The 24,671-nt window shown below is 71.7% G+C and carries 19 protein-coding genes and 2 pseudogenes; 10 read left to right on the top strand and 11 right to left on the bottom strand.

Annotated elements, in window-relative coordinates:
- The first annotated feature begins 12 nt into the window (after positions 1-12).
- From WBG99_RS05830 to WBG99_RS05840, 3 genes are all read left to right on the top strand, one after another.
- Entirely contained in the window at positions 13-1,029 is a 1,017-nt protein-coding gene (locus WBG99_RS05830) for an acyl-CoA desaturase (protein ID WP_338895286.1), read from the top strand.
- A 35-nt stretch (positions 1,030-1,064) separates the two neighbouring features.
- Entirely contained in the window at positions 1,065-2,690 is a 1,626-nt protein-coding gene (locus tag WBG99_RS05835) for an AMP-binding protein (RefSeq protein WP_338895287.1), read from the top strand.
- Between the two features lie 253 nt (positions 2,691-2,943).
- Entirely contained in the window at positions 2,944-3,966 is a 1,023-nt protein-coding gene (locus WBG99_RS05840) for a DNA-directed RNA polymerase subunit alpha (protein WP_338895288.1), read from the top strand.
- Positions 3,967-3,992: 26 nt separating this feature from the next.
- Here WBG99_RS05840 and WBG99_RS05845 read toward each other — a convergent pair.
- Both WBG99_RS05845 and WBG99_RS05850 read right to left on the bottom strand, forming a co-directional pair.
- Positions 3,993-4,331, bottom strand: a pseudogene (locus tag WBG99_RS05845) (PaaX family transcriptional regulator); the annotation flags it as partial.
- A 49-nt stretch (positions 4,332-4,380) separates the two neighbouring features.
- On the bottom strand, positions 4,381-5,772 hold the full coding sequence (locus tag WBG99_RS05850; protein ID WP_338895289.1) for a hypothetical protein: 1,392 nt from the start codon (positions 5,770-5,772) through the stop codon (positions 4,381-4,383).
- A gap of 553 nt (positions 5,773-6,325) precedes the next feature.
- Between WBG99_RS05850 and WBG99_RS05855 the strand changes: the two genes are divergently transcribed.
- The 4 genes from WBG99_RS05855 to WBG99_RS05870 are packed head-to-tail and all read left to right on the top strand — an operon-like array spanning position 6,326 to position 9,849.
- The gene (locus WBG99_RS05855; RefSeq protein WP_338895290.1) at positions 6,326-7,303 is read left to right on the top strand and encodes an ABC transporter substrate-binding protein; all 978 of its coding nucleotides are present in this window, start codon (positions 6,326-6,328) and stop codon (positions 7,301-7,303) included.
- A gap of 23 nt (positions 7,304-7,326) precedes the next feature.
- Positions 7,327-8,154, top strand: coding sequence for an ABC transporter permease subunit (locus WBG99_RS05860; protein WP_338895291.1), 828 nt, complete (start codon positions 7,327-7,329; stop codon positions 8,152-8,154).
- Between the two features lie 4 nt (positions 8,155-8,158).
- Positions 8,159-8,941, top strand: a complete 783-nt coding sequence (locus WBG99_RS05865; RefSeq protein WP_338895292.1) for an ABC transporter permease — start codon at positions 8,159-8,161, stop codon at positions 8,939-8,941.
- A gap of 50 nt (positions 8,942-8,991) precedes the next feature.
- Positions 8,992-9,849 (top strand): ABC transporter ATP-binding protein, encoded by an 858-nt coding sequence (locus tag WBG99_RS05870; protein WP_338895293.1) that lies wholly within the window; start codon positions 8,992-8,994, stop codon positions 9,847-9,849.
- 526 nt (positions 9,850-10,375) lie between these two features.
- On the opposite strand, the gene WBG99_RS05875 is transcribed toward WBG99_RS05870, so the two are convergent.
- The 3 genes from WBG99_RS05875 to WBG99_RS05885 are packed head-to-tail and all read right to left on the bottom strand — an operon-like array spanning position 10,376 to position 13,098.
- Entirely contained in the window at positions 10,376-11,407 is a 1,032-nt protein-coding gene (locus WBG99_RS05875; RefSeq protein WP_338895294.1) for an NAD(P)/FAD-dependent oxidoreductase, read from the bottom strand.
- Positions 11,404-11,919 (bottom strand): isoprenylcysteine carboxylmethyltransferase family protein, encoded by a 516-nt coding sequence (locus tag WBG99_RS05880; RefSeq protein ID WP_338895295.1) that lies wholly within the window; start codon positions 11,917-11,919, stop codon positions 11,404-11,406. The genes WBG99_RS05875 and WBG99_RS05880 overlap by 4 nt, the downstream gene beginning before the upstream one ends.
- 9 nt (positions 11,920-11,928) lie before the next feature.
- Entirely contained in the window at positions 11,929-13,098 is a 1,170-nt protein-coding gene (locus WBG99_RS05885) for a 3-oxoacyl-[acyl-carrier-protein] synthase III C-terminal domain-containing protein (protein WP_338895296.1), read from the bottom strand.
- Positions 13,099-13,144: 46 nt separating this feature from the next.
- Here WBG99_RS05885 and WBG99_RS05890 point away from each other — a divergent pair, with 46 nt between their 5' ends.
- From WBG99_RS05890 to WBG99_RS05900, 3 genes are all read left to right on the top strand, one after another.
- The gene (locus tag WBG99_RS05890; protein ID WP_338895297.1) at positions 13,145-14,005 is read left to right on the top strand and encodes a UbiA family prenyltransferase; all 861 of its coding nucleotides are present in this window, start codon (positions 13,145-13,147) and stop codon (positions 14,003-14,005) included.
- 304 nt (positions 14,006-14,309) lie between these two features.
- Positions 14,310-16,022, top strand: a complete 1,713-nt coding sequence (ctaD, locus tag WBG99_RS05895; RefSeq protein WP_338895298.1) for a cytochrome c oxidase subunit I — start codon at positions 14,310-14,312, stop codon at positions 16,020-16,022.
- The gene (locus WBG99_RS05900) at positions 16,019-16,393 is read left to right on the top strand and encodes a hypothetical protein (protein ID WP_338895299.1); all 375 of its coding nucleotides are present in this window, start codon (positions 16,019-16,021) and stop codon (positions 16,391-16,393) included. Before ctaD ends, WBG99_RS05900 begins: the two co-directional genes overlap by 4 nt.
- A 59-nt stretch (positions 16,394-16,452) precedes the next feature.
- Here the strand turns inward: WBG99_RS05900 and WBG99_RS05905 are convergent.
- From WBG99_RS05905 to WBG99_RS05930, 6 genes and pseudogenes are all read right to left on the bottom strand, one after another.
- Positions 16,453-16,656, bottom strand: a pseudogene (locus tag WBG99_RS05905) (2-hydroxyacid dehydrogenase); the annotation flags it as partial.
- Between the two features lie 112 nt (positions 16,657-16,768).
- The gene (locus WBG99_RS05910; protein ID WP_338895300.1) at positions 16,769-19,012 is read right to left on the bottom strand and encodes an SWIM zinc finger family protein; all 2,244 of its coding nucleotides are present in this window, start codon (positions 19,010-19,012) and stop codon (positions 16,769-16,771) included.
- The gene (locus WBG99_RS05915) at positions 19,009-21,837 is read right to left on the bottom strand and encodes a DEAD/DEAH box helicase (protein WP_338900234.1); all 2,829 of its coding nucleotides are present in this window, start codon (positions 21,835-21,837) and stop codon (positions 19,009-19,011) included. The genes WBG99_RS05910 and WBG99_RS05915 overlap by 4 nt, the downstream gene beginning before the upstream one ends.
- Before the next feature lie 146 nt (positions 21,838-21,983).
- Complete coding sequence (locus tag WBG99_RS05920; RefSeq protein ID WP_338895301.1) at positions 21,984-22,565, bottom strand: sugar kinase; 582 nt, start codon at positions 22,563-22,565, stop codon at positions 21,984-21,986.
- On the bottom strand, positions 22,562-23,707 hold the full coding sequence (locus WBG99_RS05925; RefSeq protein WP_338895302.1) for an ROK family glucokinase: 1,146 nt from the start codon (positions 23,705-23,707) through the stop codon (positions 22,562-22,564). The genes WBG99_RS05920 and WBG99_RS05925 overlap by 4 nt, the downstream gene beginning before the upstream one ends.
- A gap of 131 nt (positions 23,708-23,838) precedes the next feature.
- Positions 23,839-24,576 carry a GntR family transcriptional regulator gene (locus WBG99_RS05930; RefSeq protein WP_338900235.1) on the bottom strand — a complete coding sequence of 246 codons (738 nt, stop codon included), beginning with the start codon at positions 24,574-24,576 and terminating at the stop codon, positions 23,839-23,841.
- Positions 24,577-24,671 lie beyond the last annotated feature (95 nt).

A 24,671-nucleotide genomic window follows, 5' to 3' on the forward strand; every position in this document is an offset into this window, starting at 1 on the left:
AGGAACAGCTACATGGACGGCAGAAAGCACCGTTGGTTCATCCTCGGGGCGTCGCTGATACCGCTGGTCGCGGTGTTCGGCGCCATGGCCCTGCTGTGGAACAAGATCTTCAGCTGGTCGGACGTGGTGGTCCTGGTCATCATGTACGCGGTCTCCGGCTTCGGTATCTCGGCCGGTTACCACCGGATGCTCACCCACCGCTCGTTCGAGACGTACAAGCCCATCCGCGTCGCCCTGGCCACCGCCGGGGTGATGGCCGGACAGGGCCCGCCGCTGATCTGGGCGGCCCACCACCGCAAGCACCACCGCGTCGCCGACAAGCCCGGTGACCCGCACAGCCCCCACCTGGACTTCGAACCGGGCTTCAAGGGCACGATGGCCGGTCTCTGGCACGCCCACCTGGGCTGGCTCTTCGACGTCAACCTCACCTCCGACCCGATGCGCTACTGCCCGGACCTGGTGCGCGAGAAGCCGCTGCGCTGGCTCAGCGAGAACCTCCTGCTGGTCACCGCCGCCAGCGTCGTGCTGCCCGGCCTCATCGCCTACGCCATCACCGGCGGCGACTGGCAGGCCGGCCTGACCGGCATGCTCTGGGGGGGCCTGGTCCGCATCTTCCTGATCAACCACATGACCTACGCGGTCAACTCCGTCGGCCACGTCTTCGGCCGCCGCCGCTTCGAGACCACCGACCAGTCGCGCAACGTCGCCTGGCTCTCCATCCCCTCCTTCGGTGAGGCTTGGCACAACAACCACCACGCCTTCCCTCGCTCCGCCCGCCACGGCATGAAGTGGTACGAGATCGACCTCTCCGCGATCCTCATCTGGAGCCTGGAGAAGACCCACCTCGCCTGGAAGGTCGTGCGCATCGACCCCGAGCGCATGGAGATGCGCGAGGCGGGCGTCAGCCGCGTCAACGCGTTCTCCCTGGACAAGAGGGAACTCCTGGAGACCCAGCAGAACATCGCGCCCATGGCGGAGCGCCGTCGCGAGGCCCGTGAGGCCGATGCCTCGCTGGTGGACGTGGAATAGCCCGGCCACCGGACGAGCAGACGGGAATCACGTACATGGAGTTATTCCACGCCCTGACCAACGGGGCTTCGCACGGCGTGCTGCACGAATGGACGGGCGAGGAGTTCGAGCACACCCCCTGGCGCGACGTCGTCAGGGACGCCCACGGCATGGCCGCCGAGCTCCGCACCCTCGGCGTCGGGCCGGGCACCCGGGTCGCCGCCATCCTCGCCAACACGCCCGACACGGTCCGCGGCCTGCTGGCGATCTGGCTGGCCGGCGGCGCGGTGGCCTCGCTGCCGCTGCCGACCCGCGGCCAGAGCCAGGAGGCGTACGGCGAGCAGCTGGTGGCGCTCTCGGCGCGGCTGGACCCGACGCTGCTCCTGGTCGACGACTGGCTGACCGCCACGGTTCCCGCGGAGCTCAGCAAGGAACTGCCGGTCCGCGGCTGGTCGTCCCTGCGCGGCGCAGGACGCATCGAGCCGAGCCCACCGGGCCGGGACGACGTGGCCTTCATCCAGTACTCGTCCGGGTCCACCAGCACCCCCAAGGGCTGCGCGCTGACCACCCGCGCCATCGAGCAGCAGCTGCAGATCATCCTGCACCTGACGGGCGGCCGACCCGGCGCCGACACCGTCGCCTCCTGGCTGCCGCTCTCGCACGACATGGGCATGTTCGGCTGCCTGCTGTACTCGTGGGCGTACGACTTCGACTTCGTGCTGTCGTCGCCCGACCGGTTCGGGATGGCGCCGCGTACGTGGTTCCGTGACATGTCGGAGTACGGGGCGACGATGACGGCGGGCACGAGCACCGCCGTGTACCTCGCGGCGCGGGCGCAGGGCCGCGGGGCGCTGCCCAAGGAACTGAAGCTGCGGGCTGCCGTGATCGGGGCGGAGCGCGTCGACTGGGACACGCTGGCGACGGCGACGGAGAAGTTCCGGCCGTTCGGTCTGTCCGACACCGCCTTCCAGCCCGCGTACGGCATGGCCGAGGCGACGCTCGCGGTGACCGGGAAGCCGTGGGCCCAGGCACCCAAGGCGCTCGCCTTCGACGGTCCCGCGCTCGTCGAGGGCTCGGTGATCGAGGTGGCGCCCGACCATCCGAAGGCGGCCCGGCTGGTCTCCAACGGCGTGACGCTGCCCGGGGTGTCGGTCCGGGCGGGGAGCGGCGGCGGCATCGCGGAGATCCTGGTGTCGTCGCCGAGTCTGGCCAGCGGCTACTACGCCGACCCCGGACGAACCGCCGCACGGTTCCAGGACGGCTGGCTGCGCACCGGCGACCTCGGCTTCGTGCGCGACGACGAACTGTACGTCCTCGGCCGGGCCGACGACATGCTCTCGGTGGGCGGCCGGAAGGTCTACGCCTCCGAGATCGAGTCGGCGGTCGACTCCCTGAAGAACGTCCGCAAGGGCTGCGCCGTCGTCGTCGACGCGGGCGACTCGGGCATGTCCCGGCTCGTGCTGATGATGGAGCCCCAGGGCAACCCTCGGGACTTCCGGCCGATCGCCGAGGAGGCCGCCTCGCTGGCCCTGGAGAAGGCCGGGGTCGCGCTCGCGGAGTGCCTGTTCCTGGCGCGCGGGGTGCTCCCGAAGACGCCCAGCGGGAAGATCCAGCGCTTCCGCTGCCGCGCGCTGCTCGACGAGGGGCGGCTCGTGCCCGTGGCGCGGGTGACGCTCGCCTGACCGGGACGAGGGGCCGGTGTGGGGCCAGGGTCCGCCACGCCCGCCCCGATCCGCCCGGTCCGCGCCACCCGACGTGCGCCGCTCGCTGCTCCTGCAGAAGGCGTACGCGGAGGGGAGGCCCGAATCCTCCTCGCAGGGTACGGGCGAAACGGGCGGTTCGGGCCTCCGCGGAGGCGGAACCGCCCGTATCGCCCGTACCCTTCGTGGTCTAGGGCGTCACATAGCGGGCGCCGAACCACTGGAGGCAACACCCGTGCTGATTGCTCAGCGTCCGTCCCTGACCGAAGAGGTCGTCGACGAGTTCCGCTCCCGGTTCGTGATCGAGCCGCTGGAGCCGGGCTTCGGCTACACCCTCGGCAACTCCCTCCGTCGTACGCTCCTCTCCTCGATCCCCGGTGCGGCGGTCACGTCCATCCGTGTCGACGGTGTCCTGCACGAGTTCACCACCGTGCCGGGCGTCAAGGAGGACGTCACCGACCTGATCCTCAACATCAAGCAGCTGGTCGTCTCCTCGGAGCACGACGAGCCGGTCGTGATGTACCTGCGCAAGCAGGGCCCGGGCCCGGTCACCGCCGCCGACATCGCGCCCCCGGCCGGTGTCGAGGTGCACAACCCCGACCTCGTCCTCGCCACGCTCAACGGCAAGGGCAAGCTGGAGGTGGAGCTGACCGTCGAGCGTGGCCGCGGTTACGTCTCCGCCGTGCAGAACAAGCAGGTGGGCCAGGAGATCGGCCGTATCCCGGTCGACTCCATCTACTCGCCGGTCCTGAAGGTCACGTACAAGGTCGAGGCGACGCGTGTCGAGCAGCGCACCGACTTCGACAAGCTGATCGTCGACGTCGAGACCAAGCAGGCCATGCGTCCGCGTGACGCCATGGCCTCCGCCGGCAAGACGCTCGTCGAGCTGTTCGGGCTCGCCCGCGAGCTCAACATCGACGCCGAGGGCATCGACATGGGTCCGTCCCCCACGGACGCCGCCCTCACCGCCGACCTGGTACTGCCCATCGAGGAGCTCGATCTCACCGTCCGGTCGTACAACTGCCTCAAGCGCGAGGGCGTCCACTCCGTGGGTGAGCTCGTGGCCCGCTCCGAGGCCGACCTCCTGGACATCCGCAACTTCGGTGCGAAGTCCATCGACGAGGTCAAGGCGAAGCTCGCCGGCATGGGCCTGGGCCTGAAGGACAGCCCGCCCGGATTCGACCCGTCCGCCGCGGCGGACGCCTTCGGCGCGGACGACGACGCGGACGCGGGTTTCGTGGAGACCGAGCAATACTGAACGCTGCGTGGCGCCGGCCATGGAGACAGGGTCCAGGTGCCGTCCCAGTCGTTGTTGACGGCGCTCGTCTCCCAGATGCGGTGCCGCCCGTCGTGGAGGATTTGCGTGGCATGCGGGGTCAGACCGGAGTACATTCGGCGTCCCTGCCGCTGACGTCGCAGAAGGCCCCGGTTGACCATGCGGGTGAGGGTGGAGCGGACAGCCTGCTCGCCGACTCCGGCGCGGGCGGGGACGTCGATGATGCTGCCCGAGTACACGCACACGGGGCCTTCCGCCAGCATGTGGTTGCCGAAGAAGGCGAGCAGGAGCGACTGGGGACGCGACTGCGGACCGCCGGGGGAACTGGGCGGATGCACGTCGTTCACCTGCACCAGGTTACGGCCACCCGGTGTGTCCCCCGCGGGGAGTGCGGTGTCACGGCTGGTGCCGGTCGTTGGGGTGGGCCAGGTCGTAGGGGCGCGGATAGGGCGTGGGGTGATGGCGGACGTAGCGTGCCGGTGTGGAGGGGTCGGCTTCGGTGGCACGGGCGTTGAGGACGGCGGGACCGGTGCCGTGCCAGCGGCCGGTGGTGATGCGGCCCTCCAGTGTGTGCAGGGCGGCGATCTGTTCGGCGGGGCTGAAGGTGCAGTGTCCGGCGTTCTCGACGTAGGCCTGGCGCAGCAGGCGCGCGGAGCCGGCGGCGGAGACCGCGCGGCGCAGGGCGCTTTCGGCCTGTACCGGGATGAGCGCGTCCCCCGTGGTGTGTATGTTCATCTGCGGCTTGGTCAGCCGACCGGTGAACGAACTGGTTCTGCCCATCCGTTCCACGGCGTTCGGCTCCGCGCCGATCCGCGGGGCTCGGTTCAGGGTGGTGAGATCGGACTTCAGGGAGAGGCCGGCCTTGGCATAGAGGTCGGCGACCTCCTTGTGGAGCGGGGAGTGGTGGAGCATCGCGGCGTAGTCGACGCCGGTGTTCCAGGACATGTTGCCGCCGACCCGGCTCTCGGCCTCGTGGCGCCAGACGAAGGCCGGGAACTGCACCAGCCCCATGACGGCCTGGTACTGGTTGGCCTGCTGGGTCTCCCGGTCGGTCGGTCCGGGGCGGGGCTGGGAGGGGTTGTTCCAGCCGGGGATGTTGTGCAGGGCGGCCGCCAGTGCGATGCGGGCCCGCCCGGTGGCGGTGCCCTGCGCCTGGGCGACGATTCCTGCCAGGGCGTTCGCCGCGTCGGTGGCGGCGGCCTGGCTCTCCAGGCCGGTCAGACGGAGGTCGGCGCCGGGGGCGAGGAGCGTCTTCAGCGCGAAGACCGGGTCCAGCGTGCTGTTCCAGTTGGCGACGCCGCCTTGGACCAGGCCGCACATGGACAGTGAGCCCGTGATGCGCTCCGCGTGGCGTTCGGCGATGGCGGTGGTCACGAGCCCGCCGTAGGAGGTGCCCCAGGCGATGGTGCGGCGGGCGGTTCCGAAGCGGACGGTGAAGGCGTCGAGGGTGGCGAGTTGGTCGGGCACCGCGTCGGCCACCGCCCAGCCGTTGCTGGCGTACGAGGAGCCGATGAGCGCGTAGCCCTGGTCCAGCAGGAGCGACTTCGTGGCGTCGTCGGGGGCGTTGCGTGCGGGGTTGGGGACTCCGGTCGGTGTGTAGCCGTGGCTGTACAGCAGGACCGTGCCGTTCCAGTGCGCGGGGATGTCCATCGTGTATGCGGCGCCGGACGGCAGGCGGCCGTCGATGTGGGCGTCGGTGTCGGCGGCGTGGGCGGCCGGGGTGAAGGGGGCGGCGAGCAGCAGGGCAGCCAGGGCGACGAGCGTACGCGTGCGGATGCGGGGCTTCACGGGGTGACAGCTCCTTCGTGGCGGGGTGGAGAGGGAGCGGGCGGCGCGCCGTCTACCGACGAGCGCGGGGTGGCTCGATCGGAAACCCGTCGATGGGGCCGGGCCCGGAAAGGAGCGGGGCGCGGTCGGGAGGGCCGGCTCAGGGGCCGGGTGAGGGGGCGGGGAGGGGAGATGAACCGGTGCAATCTCCTTGCCGCAGAGGGACTGACATCGCGAAGGTAGGCGTGTACATTGCTGTCGTCAATATTCTGCACAACGATTTCGACGGCCGGTCGGATCGCCGCGGTCACCGGGCCGAACCGGTCGGGTCAGCGGGCTTCGTGCGGTCGGCGCCACGGGCCGCTCAGGCCCCGAGGCACTCCTCTTCGGTGATGCCGAGCGGGCATGCCTGCTCCGGGGGCGGTGTCGACAGGCAGCGATGGGGCACGTTCCTCGACTTCCAGGCGTCACCCATTGACGGCCTCTCGAGATCGCCCTAGCGTCCCGCCCGACTCGTTTTGATTTACGCACTCATGTGCGCATCCCAGATGTTTTGTTCTCGCTAGGAGGACCCATGCAAAGGCGCACTCTCGGGCTTGCGATAGCGGTGGTGACGGTTTTCGGCGCGGCCGGATGCGGGTCTTCGGACTCGGGAAGCGGTGGTTCGTCGCCCTCGGCCGGGAGTAAGTCGACGCAGGTCAAGGTGGGCATCATCCCTATCGTCGACGTGGCGCCGCTGTACCTGGGGCAGAAGAAGGGATTCTTCAGCAGCCGTGGCATCGACCTGAAGATGGAGAGCGCGCAGGGCGGCGCCGCGATCATTCCGGGTGTGCTGAGCGACCAGTTCCAGTTCGGGTTCAGCAACACCACGTCGCTGATGATCGCTCAGTCCAAGGGTGTTCCCGTCAAGTCCGTGGTCAACGGGGCGTCCTCCAACGGCAGGGCCGGAGCCGACGTCACCGGTGTGGGCGTCAAGAAGGACAGCCCGATCAAGTCCGCCAGGGACCTCGCCGGGCGCACCGTGGCGGTGAACACGCTGCAGAACATCGGCGACACCACGGTCCGTGAGTCGATACGCAAGGACGGCGGCGACCCCTCCGAGGTGAAGTTCGTCGAGATGCCGTTCGACCAGATGCCCGCCGCCCTGGACGGCGGGCAGGTGGACGCCGCGTGGATGGGCGAGCCGGCGATGACGATCGCCAAGTCCCAGGGTGCCCGCGTCGTGGCGTGGCCGTTCGTCGAGACCGATCCCGAGCTCACCGTGGCGACGTACTTCACCTCGGCCAAGCTCCTCCAGGAGAACCCCGACCTGGTGAGGAAGTTCAGTGAGGCGATGACCGAGTCGCTGAAGTACGCCTCAGAACACCCCGACGAGGCACGCCAGATCCTCACCACTTACACCAAGATCAAGGGCGATGTGCTGAAGAACCTGACGCTGCCCGGCTGGCCGGCGCAGATCGACATGGCCTCCCTGGAGAAGCTGGCCTCCTTGGGGGAGAAGGACGGCATCTTCGGCGGCACCAAGCCGGATCTCGACGCCCTGTTCTCATGACGCGGTCAGGAGCCGGTTCTGTGATGACGACGATCGCCGGGGCCGGTACCGGCTCCGGCGGCGCCCGGATCCGGGCGAGCGTGGGCGCCGCAGCCCCCTGGCTTCGGGGCCTTGCCGGTCTGGCCGGTCTGCTGGTGCTGCTGGAGGTGTTGCCGCGCACGCCGGTGGTGTCGGCCGAGTACCTTCCACCGGCCTCGGAGATCGGCCGTACCCTCTTCCACCTGCTCGCTGAGGCCTCCTTCTGGAGCGCCTTCGGCGACACCCTGACCGGCTGGGGAGTGGGCCTGGCGATCGCCGTCGCGGCAGGGGTGGTGGCCGGAATGGTCATCGGCTCCATGCCAGTGCTGCGGGCGGTGACCGCCTCCACCATCGAGTTTCTGCGGCCGATCCCGTCCGTGGCCCTGATCCCCGTCGCGGTACTGCTCTACGGTACCGATCTGCGGTCGAAGCTGCTGCTCGTGGTGTACGCCTCCTTCTGGCAGGTGCTCATCCAGGTACTGGCCGGAATGCACGACGTCGACCCGGTCGCGGACGACACCGCTCGCAGCTATCGACTGGGCAGATGGGGGCGGATGCGCCATGTCATGTGGCCCACCGCGCTGCCTTACGTGATGACGGGCGTACGGCTCGGCGCCACCGTGGCACTGGTCCTCACGATCACCGCCGAACTCGTCATCGGCTCGCCCGGGCTGGGCCATGAACTCGCCGTCGCCCAGACGTCCGGCGCCGTGCCCGAGGTGTACGCACTGGTTCTCGTCACCGGGCTGCTCGGGATCGCGATCAACCTGGTGGCACGTGCGGTCGAGCGACGGGCGCTGCACTGGCACCAGTCCCTGCGCAGAGAGGGTTAGAAGGATGACCGTCCTCACCGTGGCCCGGCGCATGCTGCTCGTCCTGGGCCTGCCCGCGGTCCTGTTCGCGGCCTGGTGGTTCGCCAGCGCCGGCAGCACCAGCTTCTACGTCCCGCCGCTGTCCACCATCCTGAGCAGTTTCGGGGAGGTCTGGACAGTCGACCGGCTGCTGTCGGACGTCCTGCCCAGCCTGCTCCGGCTCACCGCGGGCTATCTTCTCGCCGTGCTCATCGGGGTCGGACTGGGCCTCGTCGTGGGCATGAGCCGGGTCGTACGGGATGTCCTGGAACCGGTCCTGGAGCTCTTTCGGGCCATCCCGCCACCGGTGCTCGTACCCGTGATCATGCTCTTCGCCGGCATCGGCGACACCATGAAGGTGATCGTCATCGTCAGCGGCTGCATGTGGCCGGTCCTGCTCAACACCGTGGAGGGCGTCCGCGCCGTCGACGAGGTGCTCAGCGACACCTGCCGTTCCTACGGCGTCAGCGGCCCCTCACGACTGTGGCATCTGGTACTGCGTTCGGCGAGCCCGCAGATCGTCACCGGCATGCGCCAGGCCCTGTCGATCGGGATCATCCTGATGGTCATCAGCGAGATGCTCGCCTCCAGCAACGGACTGGGCTTCACGATCGTGCAGTTCCAGCGTTCGTTCGCGATCCCCGAGATGTGGAGCGGCGTGCTGCTGCTCGGCCTGCTCGGGTTCGCCCTCTCGCTGCTCTTCCGACTCGTGGAGAACCGTGCCCTGGCCTGGTACCACGGTCTGCGCCGCGCCCAGCGCAACCCCTGACCGGCCCGGCCACCGGCCGCTCTACGGACAGCTTCATGAAGGAGGCGTCGATGCTCGACGTACGAAACCTGCAGAAGACCTACACCGGCCGGCATCGCACCGTCGAGGCGCTGCGCGATGTCACCTTTCACCTGGATGCCGGTGAACTGGTGTGCCTGGTCGGCCCGTCGGGCTGCGGCAAGACCACACTGCTGAAGTGCATGGCGGGCCTGCTCGCCCCCACCGGAGGCGAGGTGCGCCTGGAGGACCGTCCCATCGCCGGGCCTCCGCCCGGCATGGCGGTGGTGTTCCAGGAGTACGGCCGCTCCCTGTTCGCCTGGATGGACGTACGCCACAACGTCGCTCTGCCGCTGCGCCGGAAGAAGCTGGGCAAGGCGCGCGAGAAGCAGCTGGTGGACCACGCGCTGGAGGTGGTCGGGCTCGCCGACGCCCACCAGGCCTACCCCTGGCAGCTCTCCGGAGGGATGCAGCAGCGGGTCGCCATCGCCCGCGCCATCGCCTTCGAGCCGAACGTACTGCTCATGGACGAGCCCTTCGCGGCGGTCGATGCCCAGACACGCGCCGAACTGGAGGACCTCGTCCGGCGCCTCTGGCGTGAGCTGGGCGTCACCGTCCTGTTCGTCACCCACGACATCGACGAAGCCGTCTACCTCGGACAGCGCACCCTCATCCTGTCGAAGTCGCCCACGATCGTGCTGGAGGATCTGGCCATCGATCTGCCTGATGAGCGGGACCAGTTGCACACCCGCTCCAGCGCCCGCTTCGGTGAGCTGCGCGCACACGTCTACGAGCAGATCCAGCGGGCGAAGCACCGCAACGCCGCGGCGGACGGCGGCCCGGGCGGCGGCGGGCAGACGGCGGAACCGGCCCAGTCGGACGGACGCGCTCTGCAGAAGGCCGAGTCCTGAACCACCGTACGGCCGACGAATCGTTGTGCGCGGTCGGCGGTGGTCCCCGGCGCGGCTCCGTGTGGACGCCGTCCGCGCCGGAGCGTGCCACCGCCGTGCCGGCCGCACGGCGTGTCGCACGGGAACATGTACCGCGCCCGGATCCGGCGGATGTCGGCCTCGGCCTCCAGCACCTCGATACGGTGGATGAGCGTGGCGATCGTGGTCTCGTCGGTCATCGGGATCTCCTTCACCAGACGTTCGCCTCAGCCCTCGGAGTCGGGACGGTGCCGGGGTTGCTCGTGGCGGGAGACGGGACGATCGAACAGAAGGGCTGGCCGCCTCTGCACTCTGTCGCCGGGCGACTTCATCCTCTACATGCGGTGGGCGCCGGTTCCGCCTCGGCAGCGACTACCACTGGTTCCTGATGAGACTGGACCACCCTCGCGAAGATCCTCGGCCTCGGACTTCACACACCACCGCTCGGTGGTCGCCACGCCGGTGCGGCCCGCCGAGCAAGGACGCGGCCGGGCATCCGGCCGGGCGTTCACGCCAGAGCGTTCACGGCCGCGGTGAACAGGCGCGGCAGGCGTGCGGCGGTGGGCATGATGTGGGGGGCGAGCGCGGGCCGCTGGCGGGCCCTCACCAGGAGTTCGGTCAGGAGTCGGTGGCGGCGGGTCGCGTGCCTCCAGTCCGCTTCGTAGCGGCTCGGTGTGCCCCGGCGCAGGTTGGTGACCAGGGCCTCGGCGCCGGTGAGGGCGAGCGAGATGCCCTCACCCGTCAGTGCGTCGATGTATCCGGCGGCGTCACCGACGAGCAGTACCCGTCCGTGGGCGCGGGTGCGAGCTCTCTGGCGCAGCGGTCCCGAGCCTCGTACCGCGGTGACGGCTGCTTCGGGCGGGAGGCGGGCGGCCAGTTCGGGGAAGGTCTCCAGTTGGGCGGCGAAGGGGGCCCGCCGGGTCGTCAGCAGGGCTACGCCGACGAGTCGTGGGCCGAGCGGGGTGACGTAGGCCTCTTCCCGCGCTCCCCAGTGCACCTCGACATACGGGGACCAGGGCGGCACCGCGTAGTGCCGGCGCAGCCCGTACCGGGGTACGCCGTGGGTTCTCACATCCAGGCCGAGGGAGCGTCGCACGGGTGAGTGGAGGCCGTCCGCGGCGACCAGCCACCGGGCGCGCAGCCCCGTGCCCGGAACGGTCACGCCCGCGGTGTCCTGCCGTACTTCCCCCACGCGCAGGGGCAGTACGGGCACGCCCGCGTCGAGGACTGCGTGGTGCAGGACGTCGTGCAGGTCGGTGCGGCGCGCGCCGAGGCCGGGGCCGTGCCGGAACGCGGCCTGGACCTGGCGGGATCCTTGGATGTAGCGGATCCCGGTGACGGGGTGGCCGGGGACGTCCAGGCCGAGAGCGGTGAGGGCGCGGACCGCGCCGGGCATCAGGCCCTCACCGCACGCCTTGTCGACGGGCGCCTGGCGCGGCTCGGCGATGACGGTGTCGAGGCCGGCGCGCGCGGCGTGCAGGGCGGTGGCGAGGCCGGCCGGGCCGCCTCCGACGATCAGCAGGTCGTGGCCGCCGCTCACGCGGGTACCGCTTGGGTGAGCGCCGTGTTCTCGCAGCGGAGCCGGACCGTGAGCAGTACGGCGTTGGCGGCGGTGAACACCGTCGCGGTCAGCCACGCGGAGTGCACCAGGGGCAGGGCGGCGACCTCCACGACGACCGCGACGTAGTTGGGGTGACGCAGGAAACGGTAGGGGCCGGCACCGACCAGGCGCGCCCCGGGAACGACGATGACCCGGGTGTTCCAGTACGGCCCGAGTGTGGTGACGCACCACCAGCGCAGGGCCTGGGCCAGTACGACGAGCGCCAGCATGGGCCACCCGAGAGCGGGCAGGAACGGGCGGTCGGTGAGCGCGGGTTCGAGCAGGCAGCACACGAGCAGGCCCGTGTGCAGCACGACCATCACCGGGTAGTGGCCACGGCCGTGCTCCACGCCGGCGCGGGCGAGGGTCCAGGCGGCGTTGCGCCGGGCGACGAGGAGTTCGGCGGCGCGTTCGGCGGCGACGGCGAGGACGAGAAGCGTGTACCAGGGCATGAGAATCCCTCACCAGCGCAGCAGGACGAGTTCGGAACAGAAACCCGGGCCCATCGCCAGGAGCAGCCCCCACGTACCGGGCCGGGGGCGGCGGGACTCCCTGATGGTTTCCAGGATGTGCAGTACGGAGGCCGAGGACATGTTCCCCACCGTCGCGAGGGAGTGCCACGCGGAGTCCAGGGCTTCGCCGGGCAGGCCGAGGGTGTCGGTGACGGCGGAGATGACCCTGGGGCCTCCCGGATGGCACACCCAGGTGCCGATGTCGTCGGTGGTGAGGCCGTGTTCGGCCAGGAAGGCACGCAGGTGTCGGCCCAGGTTCTCCCGGACGACGCCGGGGACACCGGCATCGATCACGACGCGGAACCCACTCGCTCCGATGTCCCACCCGAGGAGTTGTTCGGTCTCCGGGTACAGGTGGCTGCGCGTGGCCACCACCGAGGGGCCGGCCGACCCCGGCCCACTGCCGGTGCCACCGCCTCGCGCGACGAGGGCTGCCGCACCATCACCGAACAGGGCGCCGGCGACGAGGTTGGCGCGGGAGTCATCACCGTGTTGGAGCGTCAGGGAGCACAGTTCGACCGTGAGCAGCACCGCGGTGTCGTCGGGGTGCCCGCGCAGGTAGTCGTGCACCCGGGCGAGGCCGGCGGCGCCCGCCACGCAGCCCAGGCCGAAGACCGGAAGTCGCTTGACGTCGGGCCGCAGTCCCACGCGCCCGGCCAGGCGGGCGTCGAGCGACGGGGCGGCGACGCCGGTGATGGACACGCACACCAGCAGGTCGACGTCGCCCGGTGCGAGCCCCGCCTCCTTCAGCGCGCCGGTGAGGGCTTCCTCGCCCAGGTCTAGGCCCGCCGCCAGCCAGGCGTCGTTGCGCCGCCCGAAGTCGCCGAGACCGGCGTACCGCTCGATCGGCAGGGCGAGATGACGGGTGCGCACGCCGGCGGACGCGTGCAGGCGGCGCAGCACGGCGCGGTCCGCCCCCGACGGCAGACACAGGTCGCCGATCGCGTCGGTGAGGTCGTCCTGGGCGTAACGGTGCGGCGGCAGCGCGGTGGAGACGGCGGCGATGATGCTCGCCGCGGCGGGCACCGTCGTCCGGCACGGTGCCGTGGCCGGAGAAGGACCAGGGGCAGGGGCCGGGCCGGAGGCAGGGGCGGGGTCGGCGATCAGGGGGACACGCATGTCGGTAATGCCTTCCTCGTCCGGGGTGCCCGACTACCGTGCATGCGTGTCTCTCCACCCGTCTGGGGTTCCCTCACGTACGACACACCGCCTCCCCGCGCTGCTGCGCTCCTGCCATGCGGAACCCGCGCTCGCCGTGACGGTGTTCGTCACCGCCCTGGCCGCGGCGGCGGGTCGCGGGGTGGCGGGGTCGGCGGCGGTGGCCTCGGCCGTGCTGGCCGGCCAGCTGTCGATCGGCTGGTGCAACGACGCGGCCGACGCGCGGCGCGACACGGCCTGCGGGCGCCGCGACAAGCCGGTCGCCACCGGTGAACTCCCGCCCCGGACGGTGGCTGTCGCGGCCGGGACGGCTCTGGGACTGTGCGTGCCGCTGTCCCTGCTGAGCGGCATCCCTGCGGGAGCGGTGCATCTGGTGGGTGTGGCGGCGGGCTGGGCCTACAACCTGCGGTGGAAGCGCACAGTGTTCTCACCGCTGCCCTATGCCGTGGGCTTCGGCTCGCTGCCGGCCTTCATCACCCTCGGTCTGCCGTCGCCGTCCTGGCCCGCCTGGTGGGCCGTGGCAGCGGGCTCGCTGCTGGGTGTCGGGGCGCATCTGTTGAACGTCCTTCCCGACATCGAGGACGATCTCGCGACCGGTGTGCGGGGGCTGCCGCAGCGGCTGGGCCGGCCGGCCTGCCGGTGGCTGGCCCCGTTCGTGATGCTGGCGGCCGTGGGCCTGGTCGTCGCGGGGCCGCCCGGGACGGCGGAGACAGCCGCCCGGGCGCTGGCGGGGGTCGCCGGAATCGTCACGGTCGCGGCTGCGGTTGTGCCGTCGGGGGCCCGGGACCGGTGGCCGTTCCGGGTGTCGATCGTGGTGGCCGGCATCGCTGTGGTCCAGCTCCTGCTGCGGGGCTCGGACATGGCCTGACGCCGGCACCCGGCCCAGGCGGTGCCTGTCAGCGCGGGGACCGCCTCCTCCACGCATCGCCGGCGAGCCCCCGGCGAACGGCCTCGTCCTCGTACTCCTTCCCACAAGGCGGAACACCGCTCAGACGGATGGATCGTTCGGTCATTCAGCCCAGAAACCAGCCCATTCCGGGCGCGCTTCCGAATCGATGGGCCTACCTTCCGTTGGGCTGGTTGCGCACAGCCCGACGTCAGGAGCACTCAGGGCGCGGCACCCGCTCCCTCCCCCGTACCCGACCATCCGCTACTGCCGACCGAGGGAACTGATGGCGACGCATACTGAACCGGTTGCTCCGGTTCCCGCGGTGGAGCGCCGCAGCAAGGGGCAGGTGGTCGTTTCCTGGCTGACCACGACCGATCACAAGAAGATCGGTCACCTCTACCTGATCACGTCCTTCGGGTTCTTCCTGATCGGCGGGGCGCTGGCGATGGCGGTCAGGGCGGAGCTGGCCCGGCCGGGACTGCAACTGGTGTCCAGCGAGCAGTACAACCAGGCGTTCACGCTGCACGGCACGATCATGTTGCTGCTGTTCGCGACGCCGACCTTCGCCGGGTTCGCCAACGCGATCATGCCGCTGCAGATCGGCTCGCCGGACGTCGCCTTCCCCCGGCTGAACATGCTCTCGTACTGGTTCTTCCTCTTCGGCGGGCTGATCGTGCTGGGTGGCCTCGTCACGCCCCAGGGCGCCGCCGACTTCGGGTGGACCGCCTACACGCCGCTCAGCCGGGAAGAACGCAGCCCGGGCATCGGTGCCGACATGTGGATCATGGGGCTCGCGCTGGCCGGGTTCGGCACGATCCTCGGCGCGGTCAACTTCATCACCACGATCATCTGCATGCGCGCCCCCGGCATGACCGTGTTCCGGATGCCTATCTTCACCTGGAACGTGCTGCTCACCTCGGTGCTGGTCCTGCTCGCCTTCCCCGTCCTGGCCGCCGCCCTGTTCGCACTGGAGGCGGACCGCGAGTTCGGCGCCCACGTCTTCGCACCCGAGAACGGCGGGGCCGTCCTGTGGCAGCACCTGTTCTGGTTCTTCGGCCACCCCGAGGTCTACATCGTCGCCCTGCCGTTCTTCGGCGTGGTCACCGAGATCCTGCCGGTCTTCTCCCGCAAACCGATCTTCGGATACATGGGACTGGTCGGCGCCACCATCGCCATCACCGGCCTGTCCGCGACCGTGTGGGCCCACCACATGTTCGCCACCGGCGCGGTACTGCTGCCGTTCTTCTCCTTCCTGAGCTTCCTCATCGCCGTGCCCACCGGGGTGAAGTTCTTCAACTGGATCGGCACGATGTGGAAGGGCTCGATCTCCTTCGAACCGCCGATGCTGTGGGCGGCCGGCTTCCTCGTCACCTTCCTCCTCGGCGGCCTCACCGGCGTCCTGCTCGCCTCACCGCCGATGGACTTCCACGTCACCGACAGCTACTTCGTCGTCGCCCACTTCCACTACGTGCTCTTCGGCACCATCGTCTTCGCGATGTTCGGCGGGTTCAGCTTCTGGTGGCCGAAGATGACCGGCACCATGCTCGACCACCGCCTGGAGGAGATCCACTTCTGGACCCTGTTCACCGGCTTCCACACCACCTTCCTCGTCCAGCACTGGCTCGGCGCAGAAGGCATGCCCCGCCGCTACGCCGACTACCTGGCCGCCGACGGCTTCACCGCCCTCAACACCCTCTCCTCCATCGGCGCCTTCCTCCTCGGCCTGTCCACCCTGCCGTTCCTCTACAACGTGTGGAAGACCGCCAAGACCGGCAAGAAGATCGAGGTCGACGACCCCTGGGGCTACGGCCGGTCCCTGGAATGGGCCACCTCCTGCCCTCCCCCGCGCCACAACTTCGTCACGCTGCCACCCATCCGTTCCGAATCCCCCGCCTTCGATCTGCACCACCCCAGGCTGGCGCAGATCGAACAGCGTGAGAACGTGGGCAGGCGCGACGCCGTGGACGCCGAGAGCCACAAGGGCGAACCGCGGTGAAGCGCGGCCGGCACGAGGCGCCGCTCGACGGGCGCGACGGCCTGCCGACCGACGCGATCGAGGGCTATCTCCTCGCCCGTACCCACCAGGAGCAGGCACTGCGCGAAGCCGAGGACCTCTGCGCCCGGATGCCCTGGCTGACCACCGCCCAGGCGGAGGACGTCACGCACCACTACCTCCGCCGGCGCATCGACCTGACCCGCCGGATACTGCTGTCCACGACCGAGCGGGCCGCACAGCTCCAGGAGGAGTACGAGACCCGTTACGCCCTCCTGCGGCGCTCCCTGCTCAAACGCCACGCAGCCTGCGCGTCCGCCTTCCTCGCCTGCTCCGGCGGCATCAGCACACTGATCTGCCTGCTCACCCGCTGACGGCTGCACGCCAACCGGTTGGGCGAACCCGTCGGCGACGGCCCTGACCGGCGGGCGGGCCTTCCGGTCCCCACCACCCCGGCCGTCCGGCCGCGCAGATCTCGGCCCATGAGCCCGTCGAGTCTGAGGTCGAACTCCCGGGTGCGGTGCGCGGCCCGCACGATCCGGCGGTCCACGGCGAGCGCCGGCGCCCAGGCGAACTCCGCGACCGAGTACGGCGAGTAGGACGACACCCGCGCCACGGTCAGCCCCAGTTCCTCGGCCGCCGTCACCTCGCGGGCCGGGCCGGCGATCCGGACGACGCACGGACCGCGTCGTCGCCCGGCTTGGAAACCACGCACCGTCGACAGTCGGGAGAACGACCGGTCCATGGGGTCAGTCCTCGGTGGTTCCGAGGCCCGACAGCGTGCCCACCGGGTCGAGGTCCGGGGTGCCTCTCGGCCACCAGTCGTCACGGCCGGGTTCGGACTCGTAGGCGTACCAGAGGCCGTCGCGGCCGAGGCGGAGCTGGACGTGGCCGCGGGGGTGGGTGAGGTGGTTGCGCCAGGGGCGGAACGCCGGGAGGTCGGCGGCGAGCAGCAGGGGGCGGGCGCGGTCGAAGCGGCCGGCCGGCGGGTCCCAGGGCTCCTCCAGGACGGTCAGCCCTTCGAGGCCGCCCTGGCGCCAGGCGGCGACCGCGCGGGCCAGGTCGGCGGGGGTCCGGCCGGTGGCGGCGGCCAGGGAGGAGTACAGGGCGCGGGTCGCGGCGGTGAGACCGGAGCCGGGGCGGGCGGCGGCGAGCCGTACCGCGTCCTGCCACAGCGTCAGTTCGGCCACCGGGTCGCGTCCGGTGGTGAGCAGCGCGTGCGCGCGGGCAGCGGCGTCGGTGGCCAGCTGGTCCAACGCGAACGGGTCGGGGTCGCCGGGCCCGCCCGGGTACGCCGGGGGTTGCTCCGGGTGCGGAGGCGGGGGCAACGGGGCGGGCAGCGGCGGGAGGGTGCGCGGGGCGAGGGCGTCGCGGGCCCGCACGCCCGGAAGCGGTGCGGGCTCGCGCTCCTGAGCGGCGCGTGCCGCACGGGCCGCGTTGCGCCGCGACAACGCGTCGATCAGCTCCCGCTCGCCGCGCCCCCGCAGCAGCAACAGCACGAACGGGTCCTCGTCCAGCAGTCGCGCCGTCTGATAGCAGAGCGCGGCGGCGTGCTTGCAGGGGTGCCCGAAGTCCGGGCAACCGCAACGGGGTTCGAGCTCTCCGGGGCCGGGCAGGAGCCGCACGCCTCGCGGTGCGGCGGGTCCGGGGCCACCTTCCGGTCCGGCGAGAGCCTGCGGCAACTCCTTGTCCAGCAAGGCGGCGATGTGTCCCGGCTGCTCCGCCGCCGCGTCCAGGAAGCGGTCCCACTCGCCGTCGTCGAGTGTCCGCAGGCGGACCTGTACGCGGTACGGCCGAGGCCTGCTCCCGTGCACGTACGCCAGCACCAGCCCCGGCGTGACGGTGATCGCGTCCACGTGCCCCTTGTCGGCATACGCCCGCCCCCGCGCCAGCCGCGCCGGGTCCAACGCCTCCTTTTCCAGGGCCGTCACCCACGCGTTGCCCCACCAGCTCCCCGCGAACGCCTCCCCGGCCGAGGGACGCGGCGGGAAGGGCCGGAAGGTGCGCCGCAGCTCGCCGTCCCGGGAGGGGGCGGCCATGGTGCGGGGGACGCGGGGGGTTGCGGGGGAGTCCGGTCGGGGGCCGCCGGGGCGGTCGGCACGTGGGTGGTCGGCGCCAGGGGGCAGGGCGGTAAGTGAGTCTCGCCGGTCGACGCCGGGGGCGGACTCCGGGCCGGACACGGCCCCTGGCTCGGCTTCGGCCGGCGAAGGTTCCCGCCGCGCGGAGGTGCCGCCCGGGGCCAGGGACAGGCCAGGGTCGTCGTGCGCGGTGTGGTCGTGGACGGAGGAGTCGTGGACAGCGGCATGGGGCACGCCCTCGCCGGTGGCCGTCACACCGTCACGGGCCCGCCCGTGGTCCGTGCCCTCGGTGGGGGTCTCGTGGGGTTCCGGCCCTTCGGACGGCGACTGGAAGGCGTCGGCGAGCAGTTCGCGCAGGGCGCGAGCCCGGTTTCCCTCGTCTCGGTCTCCGAGTGCACGCCGGGCACCGCCCCGCGTACCTCGCCCCTCCCCCGGCCGGGCCGGCCGCGAACCCCGGCCCCCCTTGCCGCCCGGATCCTCGGCGTCGGTGCCCTCCGCCTCGACGCGGGCCCGGTCAGCCGCGTCACGCGCGGCACGCAATGCCTCCCGTGCGATGTCACCGGGGCGAGCCCCCGGCTTGGTGTCCTCGCCGGAACGAGCGCCGGGCTCAGCCTCCTCACCAGGCCGCGCACCGGGATCCCGTCCCGTCGTCGGCGCGGCGGCGCCCCGCTCCGCCGCCTGGCCCTCCGCCCCCGCCGCCCGGGATTCGGCGGCCTTCCTCAACGCCTCCCGCGCCACGTCACCCGGCCGAGCGGCGGCGCGCGCGGCGGCCGAGCCTCGCGGCTCCCCGGCCTCGGCCCCGTACCTCTCCCGTTCCCGCGCGGCCCGCAACGCCCGGCGGGCCGCATCTGCGGGCCGGTCACCCTTCCCGGCGGGTCCGTCCACGTGCCCCGGCGTCCCCTCTCCCCCACTCACGCCGGCCTCCGCAACGACACCAGGTCGGTCAGCTCGCGGTCCGTGAGTTCCGTGAGGGCGGCCTCTCCCGAGCCGAGGACGGCGTCGGAGAGGGCCCGCTTGGACTCCAGCATGACGGCGATGCGGTCCTCGACGGTGCCCTCGGTGATGAGACGGTGGACCTGGACGGGCTGGGTCTGGCCGATGCGGTAGGCACGGTCGGTGGCCTGTTCCTCGACGGCGGGGTTCCACCAGCGGTCGAAGTGGATGACGTGGCCGGCACGGGTGAGGTTCAGGCCGGTGCCCGCGGCCTTGAGGGACAGGACCAGTACCGGCGTCACCCCGCTCTGGAAACGGTCCACCATGTGTTCGCGGTCCCTCACGGGCGTACCGCCGTGCAGCAGTTCGACGGGGACGGCGCGGGCGGCGAGATGCGCGGTGATCAGACGGGCCATGCCGACGTACTGGGTGAAGACCAGCGCGGAGCCGTCCTCGGAGAGCAGGGTGTCCAACAGCTCGTCCAGGAGGGCCATTTTGCCGGAGCGGGCGGCGAGGCCGTCCCCGGCGGACGCGCCCGCCTCCTCTTTCAGATACAGCGCCGGGTGGTCGCAGATCTGCTTCAGGGCGCCCAGCAGTTTCAGGACCAGGCCCCGGCGGGCGATGCCCTGCGCCGTCTCGATGGCCAGCAGCGACTCGCGGACGACGGCCTCGTACAGCGCGGCCTGTTCGCGGGTGAGGGCGACGGGGTGGTCGGTCTCGGTCTTGGGCGGGAGTTCGGGGACGATGCCCGGGTCTGACTTCTTGCGGCGGAGCAGGAAGGGGCGGACCAGGCGGGCGAGGCGGGTCACGGCCTCCTCGTCCTCGCCGTTCTCCACGGCGCGGGCGTGGCGGGCGCGGAAGGACTTCAGGGGGCCGAGGAGCCCCGGGGTCGTCCAGTCGAGCAGGGCCCAGAGCTCGGAGAGGTTGTTCTCGACCGGGGTGCCGGTGAGGGCCACGCGCGCGGGGGTGGGGATCGTGCGCAGGGCTTTCGCCGTCGCCGCGTAGGGGTTCTTCACATGCTGGGCCTCGTCGGCGACGACCATGCCCCATTCCTGCCTGCCCAGGCGCGGGGCCGCCGAGCGCATGGTGCCGTAGGTGGTGAGGACGAAGCCGCCGTGGAGATCGTCCAGGGTGCGGTCGGGGCCGTGGAAGCGGCGTACGGGCACGCCGGGGGCGAACCGGGCGATCTCGCGCTGCCAGTTGCCCAGCAGGGAGGCGGGGCAGACGACGAGTGTGGGGGCGGGGCGGGCCCGGCGCAGGTGCAGGGCGATGACCGTGATCGTCTTGCCGAGGCCCATGTCGTCGGCGAGGCAGCCGCCGAGGCCGAGTGAGGTCATGAGGTCCAGCCAGGCCAGGCCCCGCAGTTGGTAGTCGCGCAGGGTGGCCGTGAGGCCCGGCGGCGGGTCGACAGGGCCGATGCCGGCCGTCAGTCGGTCGCGGAGGGCCGCCAGTGCGCCGACCGGTACCGCTTCCACCGTCTCGCCGTCGACCTCGGCGGTGCCGGTGAGGGCCACGGACAGCGCGTCCACCGGGTCGAGCAGGCCCAGTTCGCGGGCTCGGGCCTTGCGGACGAGGGCCGGGTCGACGAGGACCCACTGGTCGCGCAGACGGACGATCGGCCGGTGTGCCTCGGCGAGGGTGTCCATCTCGGCTTCGGTGAGCGGGTCGCCGTCGAGCGCCAACTGCCAGCGGAACCGCAGCAGTTCCTCGCTCTCGAAGAAGCCGGTGCCGTCCGTGGCGGAGCCCGGCGCCGGGCGTACCTCGGCGCGTGCGCTCAGGTCGTGGGCCAGGCCCCGTGGCCAGTGCACGGCGACGCCGGCCGCGCCGAGCCGGGTGGCGGCGACACCGAGCAGGTCGGACAGCTCGTCCTCGGAGAGGGCGAGGACGTCGGGCACGTCCTGCTCGGAGAGGCGGTCCAGGGGCGGCCAGACCCGGGCGGCACGTCGGACGGCGAGGGCGGCGTCCACGCGCGCGCGGGGCCCGAACGCCGGGTCCGCGTCGCCCGCCCACAGCGCCGCCGCGTCGACGACGAGCGTGGGGTCGGCGAGGCTGTGCACCTGCACGACGGCCGCGCCCGCCCGCGAGGCCCCTTCGCTGTCGTCGAAGAGCTCGTGTGCCGCCAGGTCGAGGCGCAGGGAGACGCGTACGCCCGCGTCCATACCCGCGGCGACCTCGGCCGCCCAGTCACGTGCGCCCGGCAGCCGCTGTCCGGCACTCGCCGCGAACGGTTTCCCGGAGACGTACGGCGCCGCCGGACCGCGCGGCAGTGTGTCGGCGACCGCGTCCAGGAAGGACCGCATCAGCGGCTCCGGCTCGGGCAGCCGCAGCGGGCCCGTGCCGGGCAGCGGCACGGCGTGGCCCTCGTACGACAGTGCCGCGGCGACGGCTCTCAGGTGCGCGATGTCGTCCGGGTCGAGCGGTCCCGCCCGCCACGCGTCGTACCCCTCGGCGGTCAGTCCCGGCAGCAGCCGCCCCCGGGCGACCAGTCGCAGCGCGTGCAGCGCCGCCGCACCCCAGCAGGCCGTGGCGGGATGGGCGGCCGGTTCGCGCCGGGCACGCGTGAGCAGCGGCAGGGCTTCACCGACCGGCAGGCACACGGCGGGGACGGTGCCCCGGCGGACGCCGGAGCCGTGTCGTCGTACGACCGTGAGGTCCTCGGTGTCTCCCGGCGGCGGCTCCCCGCCTTCGGGGTCCCAGAAGGCGAACCGGCCGTGGCGGGGCAGCGGGGCAGGCAGGAAGACGGCGGCCAGCCGGGAGGTGGGGGCCGTCCGCGCGGGGACGGCCGTGTCGGCCTCCGGAACAACCATGACCCGCATACGTCCGGTCACCTCCCGCCCCTGTGTCGGATGAGCCGCCTCCGGCTCCGATCAGCTGTCTCCGACTCTACGGGCGGGGTCCGACAATCGGCTCCGACGCCTGTGCACGGGCGGGTCCGGGCCGGTATTCTCCCTGGTCAGGGGACTGTCCGTGAGACCACGTACACCATCGGATGGTCCGGGTCGGACCGGTTCACGACGATGTCATGGGTGGGCGCGGGGTTCTTCTGGTCGTTGACGAGGCCGTACCAGGGGCCGGGGCCGGTGAAGTCCCAGCCGACGATCCGCCGGTCCCGGGTGTTGATGGCGATCTCGTCGTCCTCCAGATCGTCCGTACCGACCCCGATCTGGTGGAGGAAGCGCTCCAGGCCCTCGTTGCTCGTGTAGAACTGCACGTACAGACGGCTGGTCTTCCAGTTGTTGGTCTCGTAGTACGCGACGTACTCGGAGTACGGCGGGATCGGCACCTCGTAGAGGCGCCGCTGGACCCGGGAGGGCCAGCGGGCGGTGAGGCCGGTCGCCGAGTACTTCGCCTCCTTGTCCTTGCCGCTGTCGCGGCTCTGGTTGGCGGAGATCACCAGATAGCCGGCCGGTACGCCGATGAGCAGCACGATGATCGCCAGGGTGATCGCCCGGCGGCGGATCCTGCGACGGCGGTTCTCGACGGGCCGCTCCGGCTCCTCGGGGGAGGCGTTCCGGCGCGGCGCCGAGGGGCTCACGCGGTGTCCTGGGTGGTGCGGCGGGCCTCCACGTACCGCGCGTAACGCTCGTACCGCTCCACTCTGCGCCGGTTGGCCCGGCGGAAGCGGCGGGCGACGAGTCTGGCGAGGTCGGCGGCGCCGACCATGCCGGCCTCGGGCCCGAGCTGGGCGCGCGCGATCCGGGCCTCGGGGCGGTAGCCGCGGCCGGTGAGATGGCGGCGGAAGGCGTCCCGGGCAGGGCCGATGAGGAGGTCGTCGGCGGCCGAGACGCCGCCGCCGATGACGAAGCAGGACGGGTCGAGGGCGGCGGCCAGGTTGGCGATGCCGACGCCGAGCCACTGGCCGATGTCCTGGAGCAGTTCGACGCACATCGCGTCGCCCTCGCGGGCGAGTTCCGTGATCACCGGCCCGGTGATGTCGCCGATGTTCCCCTTGACGTGCTCGATGATCCCGTACGCCACCGGGGAGTCGGCCGCCGCGAGTTCGCGGGCCTCTCTGACCAGGGCGTTCCCCGAGCTGTACTGCTCCCAGCAGCCGCGGTTGCCGCACGGGCAGCGGTGGCCGCCGGGCACGACCTGCATATGACCGAACTCGCCCGCGACGCCGAACTTGCCGCGCTTGACCTGGCCGTCCTCCAGGATCGCGCCACCGATGCCGGTACCGAGCGTGATCATGACCAGGTGGTCCTCGTCGCGGCCGGCGCCGAAGCGCCACTCGGCCCAGGCGGCGGCGTTGGCGTCGTTGTCGACCAGGACCGGCACCGCGAGGCGGCCGGCGAGACGGTCGCGCAGCGGCTCGTTGCGCCAGGACAGGTGGGGGGCGAACAGCACGCGGTTGCGGTCCGCGTCGACCCAGCCGGCGGCCCCGATGCCGACGGCGTGCACATCGTGCCGGTCGGAGAGGTCCAGGACCAGCTCCGTGATGGTGTCCTCGACGACCCGGGGGCTCTTGGACTTGTCCGGGGTCTCCGTGCGGAGCTTCTCCAGGATGTTGCCGTCGGCGTCCACGACGCCCGCCATCACCTTCGTGCCGCCGATGTCGATGCCGACGGTCGGGACGCGGGGGGCCGTCAGGTGGGAGCGGCGCTCGCGCGTTCCCACGGTTCGCAGGACGGTGGCCCGCGCGGAGCCGCGGTGGGTGAAGTCGCGGTAGGTGCTCATCGGGCCGATTCTGCCTTAACGCTCCGCTGGGTGCGGTGTGGGGGCCGGGGGTGCCATCGGTGTCGTTCCCGGGTGCGGGTGCGTGCGGGCTGGTCGCGCGGTTCCGCGCCTCTGAGGAGCGGGGCCCCTTTCTACGACCTCACCAAGAGCTGGAAGTCGAACGAGTAGCGGGATGCCCGGTAGATGTGGGTGCCGTATTCGACTGCTCGTCCCGTGTCGTCGAAGGTCGTGCGTTGCATGGTGAGGAGGGGGGCGTTCTCCGGCTCGCTGAGGCGGTCGGCCTCGTCCGCGGTGGCCGATCTCGCGCCGATCGTCTGGCGGGCGCTGTGGAGGGTGATGCCCGCGGCGCGCATGAGGCGGTAGAGCCCGGTGGCCTCCAGTTGGGGGGAACCGAGGTCGAGGAGGTCGCTGGGGAGGTAGTTGCAGAGGTAGGCCATCGGTTCGCCGTGGGCCAGACGGAGTCGCTCGATGCGGTGGACCTCGCCGCCCTCGGCGACGGCGAGGGCGGCGGCGACCTCGGCGGAGGCGGTGACCATGGTGTTGAGGAGGACGCGGGTGGCGGGGCGCTGGCCGGCGGCCTCCAGGTCGTCGTAGAGGCTGCTGAGTTCCAGGGGGCGTTTGACCTGGCTGTGGACGACCTGGGTGCCCACGCCCCGGCGGCGTACGAGCAGCCCCTTGTCGACCAGGGACTGGATGGCCTGGCGGACGGTGGGACGGGACAGGCCCAGGCGGGCGGCCAGCTCGATCTCGTTGCCCAGCAGACTGCCCGGGGTCAGCTCGCCGCGCTCGATCGCGGCCTCCAGCTGCTGGGACAGCTGGAAGTAGAGCGGGACCGGGCTGCTGCGGTCAACGCTCAGCTGGAGCGACACGGTCGGATCCACTTCTGGTTTCGGCACGGGCCGAGCGTAGCCCCGGTGCTTGTCGACGGGAAGTTGCGTAGTTCGGTTGTCCGGACAAACCATTG

The sequence above is a fragment of the Streptomyces sp. TG1A-60 genome (genome assembly GCF_037201975.1).
In the GTDB taxonomy this organism is placed as follows: Bacteria; Actinomycetota; Actinomycetes; order Streptomycetales; family Streptomycetaceae; genus Streptomyces.

Coding starts and splice junctions, on each gene's coding strand:
- WBG99_RS05830 (WP_338895286.1), top strand. CDS start 13: ATGGACGGCAGAAAGCACCGTTGGTTCATCCTCGGGGCGTCGCTGATA.
- WBG99_RS05835 (WP_338895287.1), top strand. CDS start 1,065: ATGGAGTTATTCCACGCCCTGACCAACGGGGCTTCGCACGGCGTGCTG.
- WBG99_RS05855 (WP_338895290.1), top strand. CDS start 6,326: ATGCAAAGGCGCACTCTCGGGCTTGCGATAGCGGTGGTGACGGTTTTC.
- WBG99_RS05860 (WP_338895291.1), top strand. CDS start 7,327: ATGACGACGATCGCCGGGGCCGGTACCGGCTCCGGCGGCGCCCGGATC.
- WBG99_RS05865 (WP_338895292.1), top strand. CDS start 8,159: ATGACCGTCCTCACCGTGGCCCGGCGCATGCTGCTCGTCCTGGGCCTG.
- WBG99_RS05870 (WP_338895293.1), top strand. CDS start 8,992: ATGCTCGACGTACGAAACCTGCAGAAGACCTACACCGGCCGGCATCGC.
- WBG99_RS05880 (WP_338895295.1), bottom strand. CDS start 11,919: ATGCCCTGGTACACGCTTCTCGTCCTCGCCGTCGCCGCCGAACGCGCC.
- WBG99_RS05885 (WP_338895296.1), bottom strand. CDS start 13,098: ATGCGTGTCCCCCTGATCGCCGACCCCGCCCCTGCCTCCGGCCCGGCC.
- ctaD (WP_338895298.1), top strand. CDS start 14,310: ATGGCGACGCATACTGAACCGGTTGCTCCGGTTCCCGCGGTGGAGCGC.
- WBG99_RS05915 (WP_338900234.1), bottom strand. CDS start 21,837: ATGGTTGTTCCGGAGGCCGACACGGCCGTCCCCGCGCGGACGGCCCCC.
- WBG99_RS05925 (WP_338895302.1), bottom strand. CDS start 23,707: ATGAGCACCTACCGCGACTTCACCCACCGCGGCTCCGCGCGGGCCACC.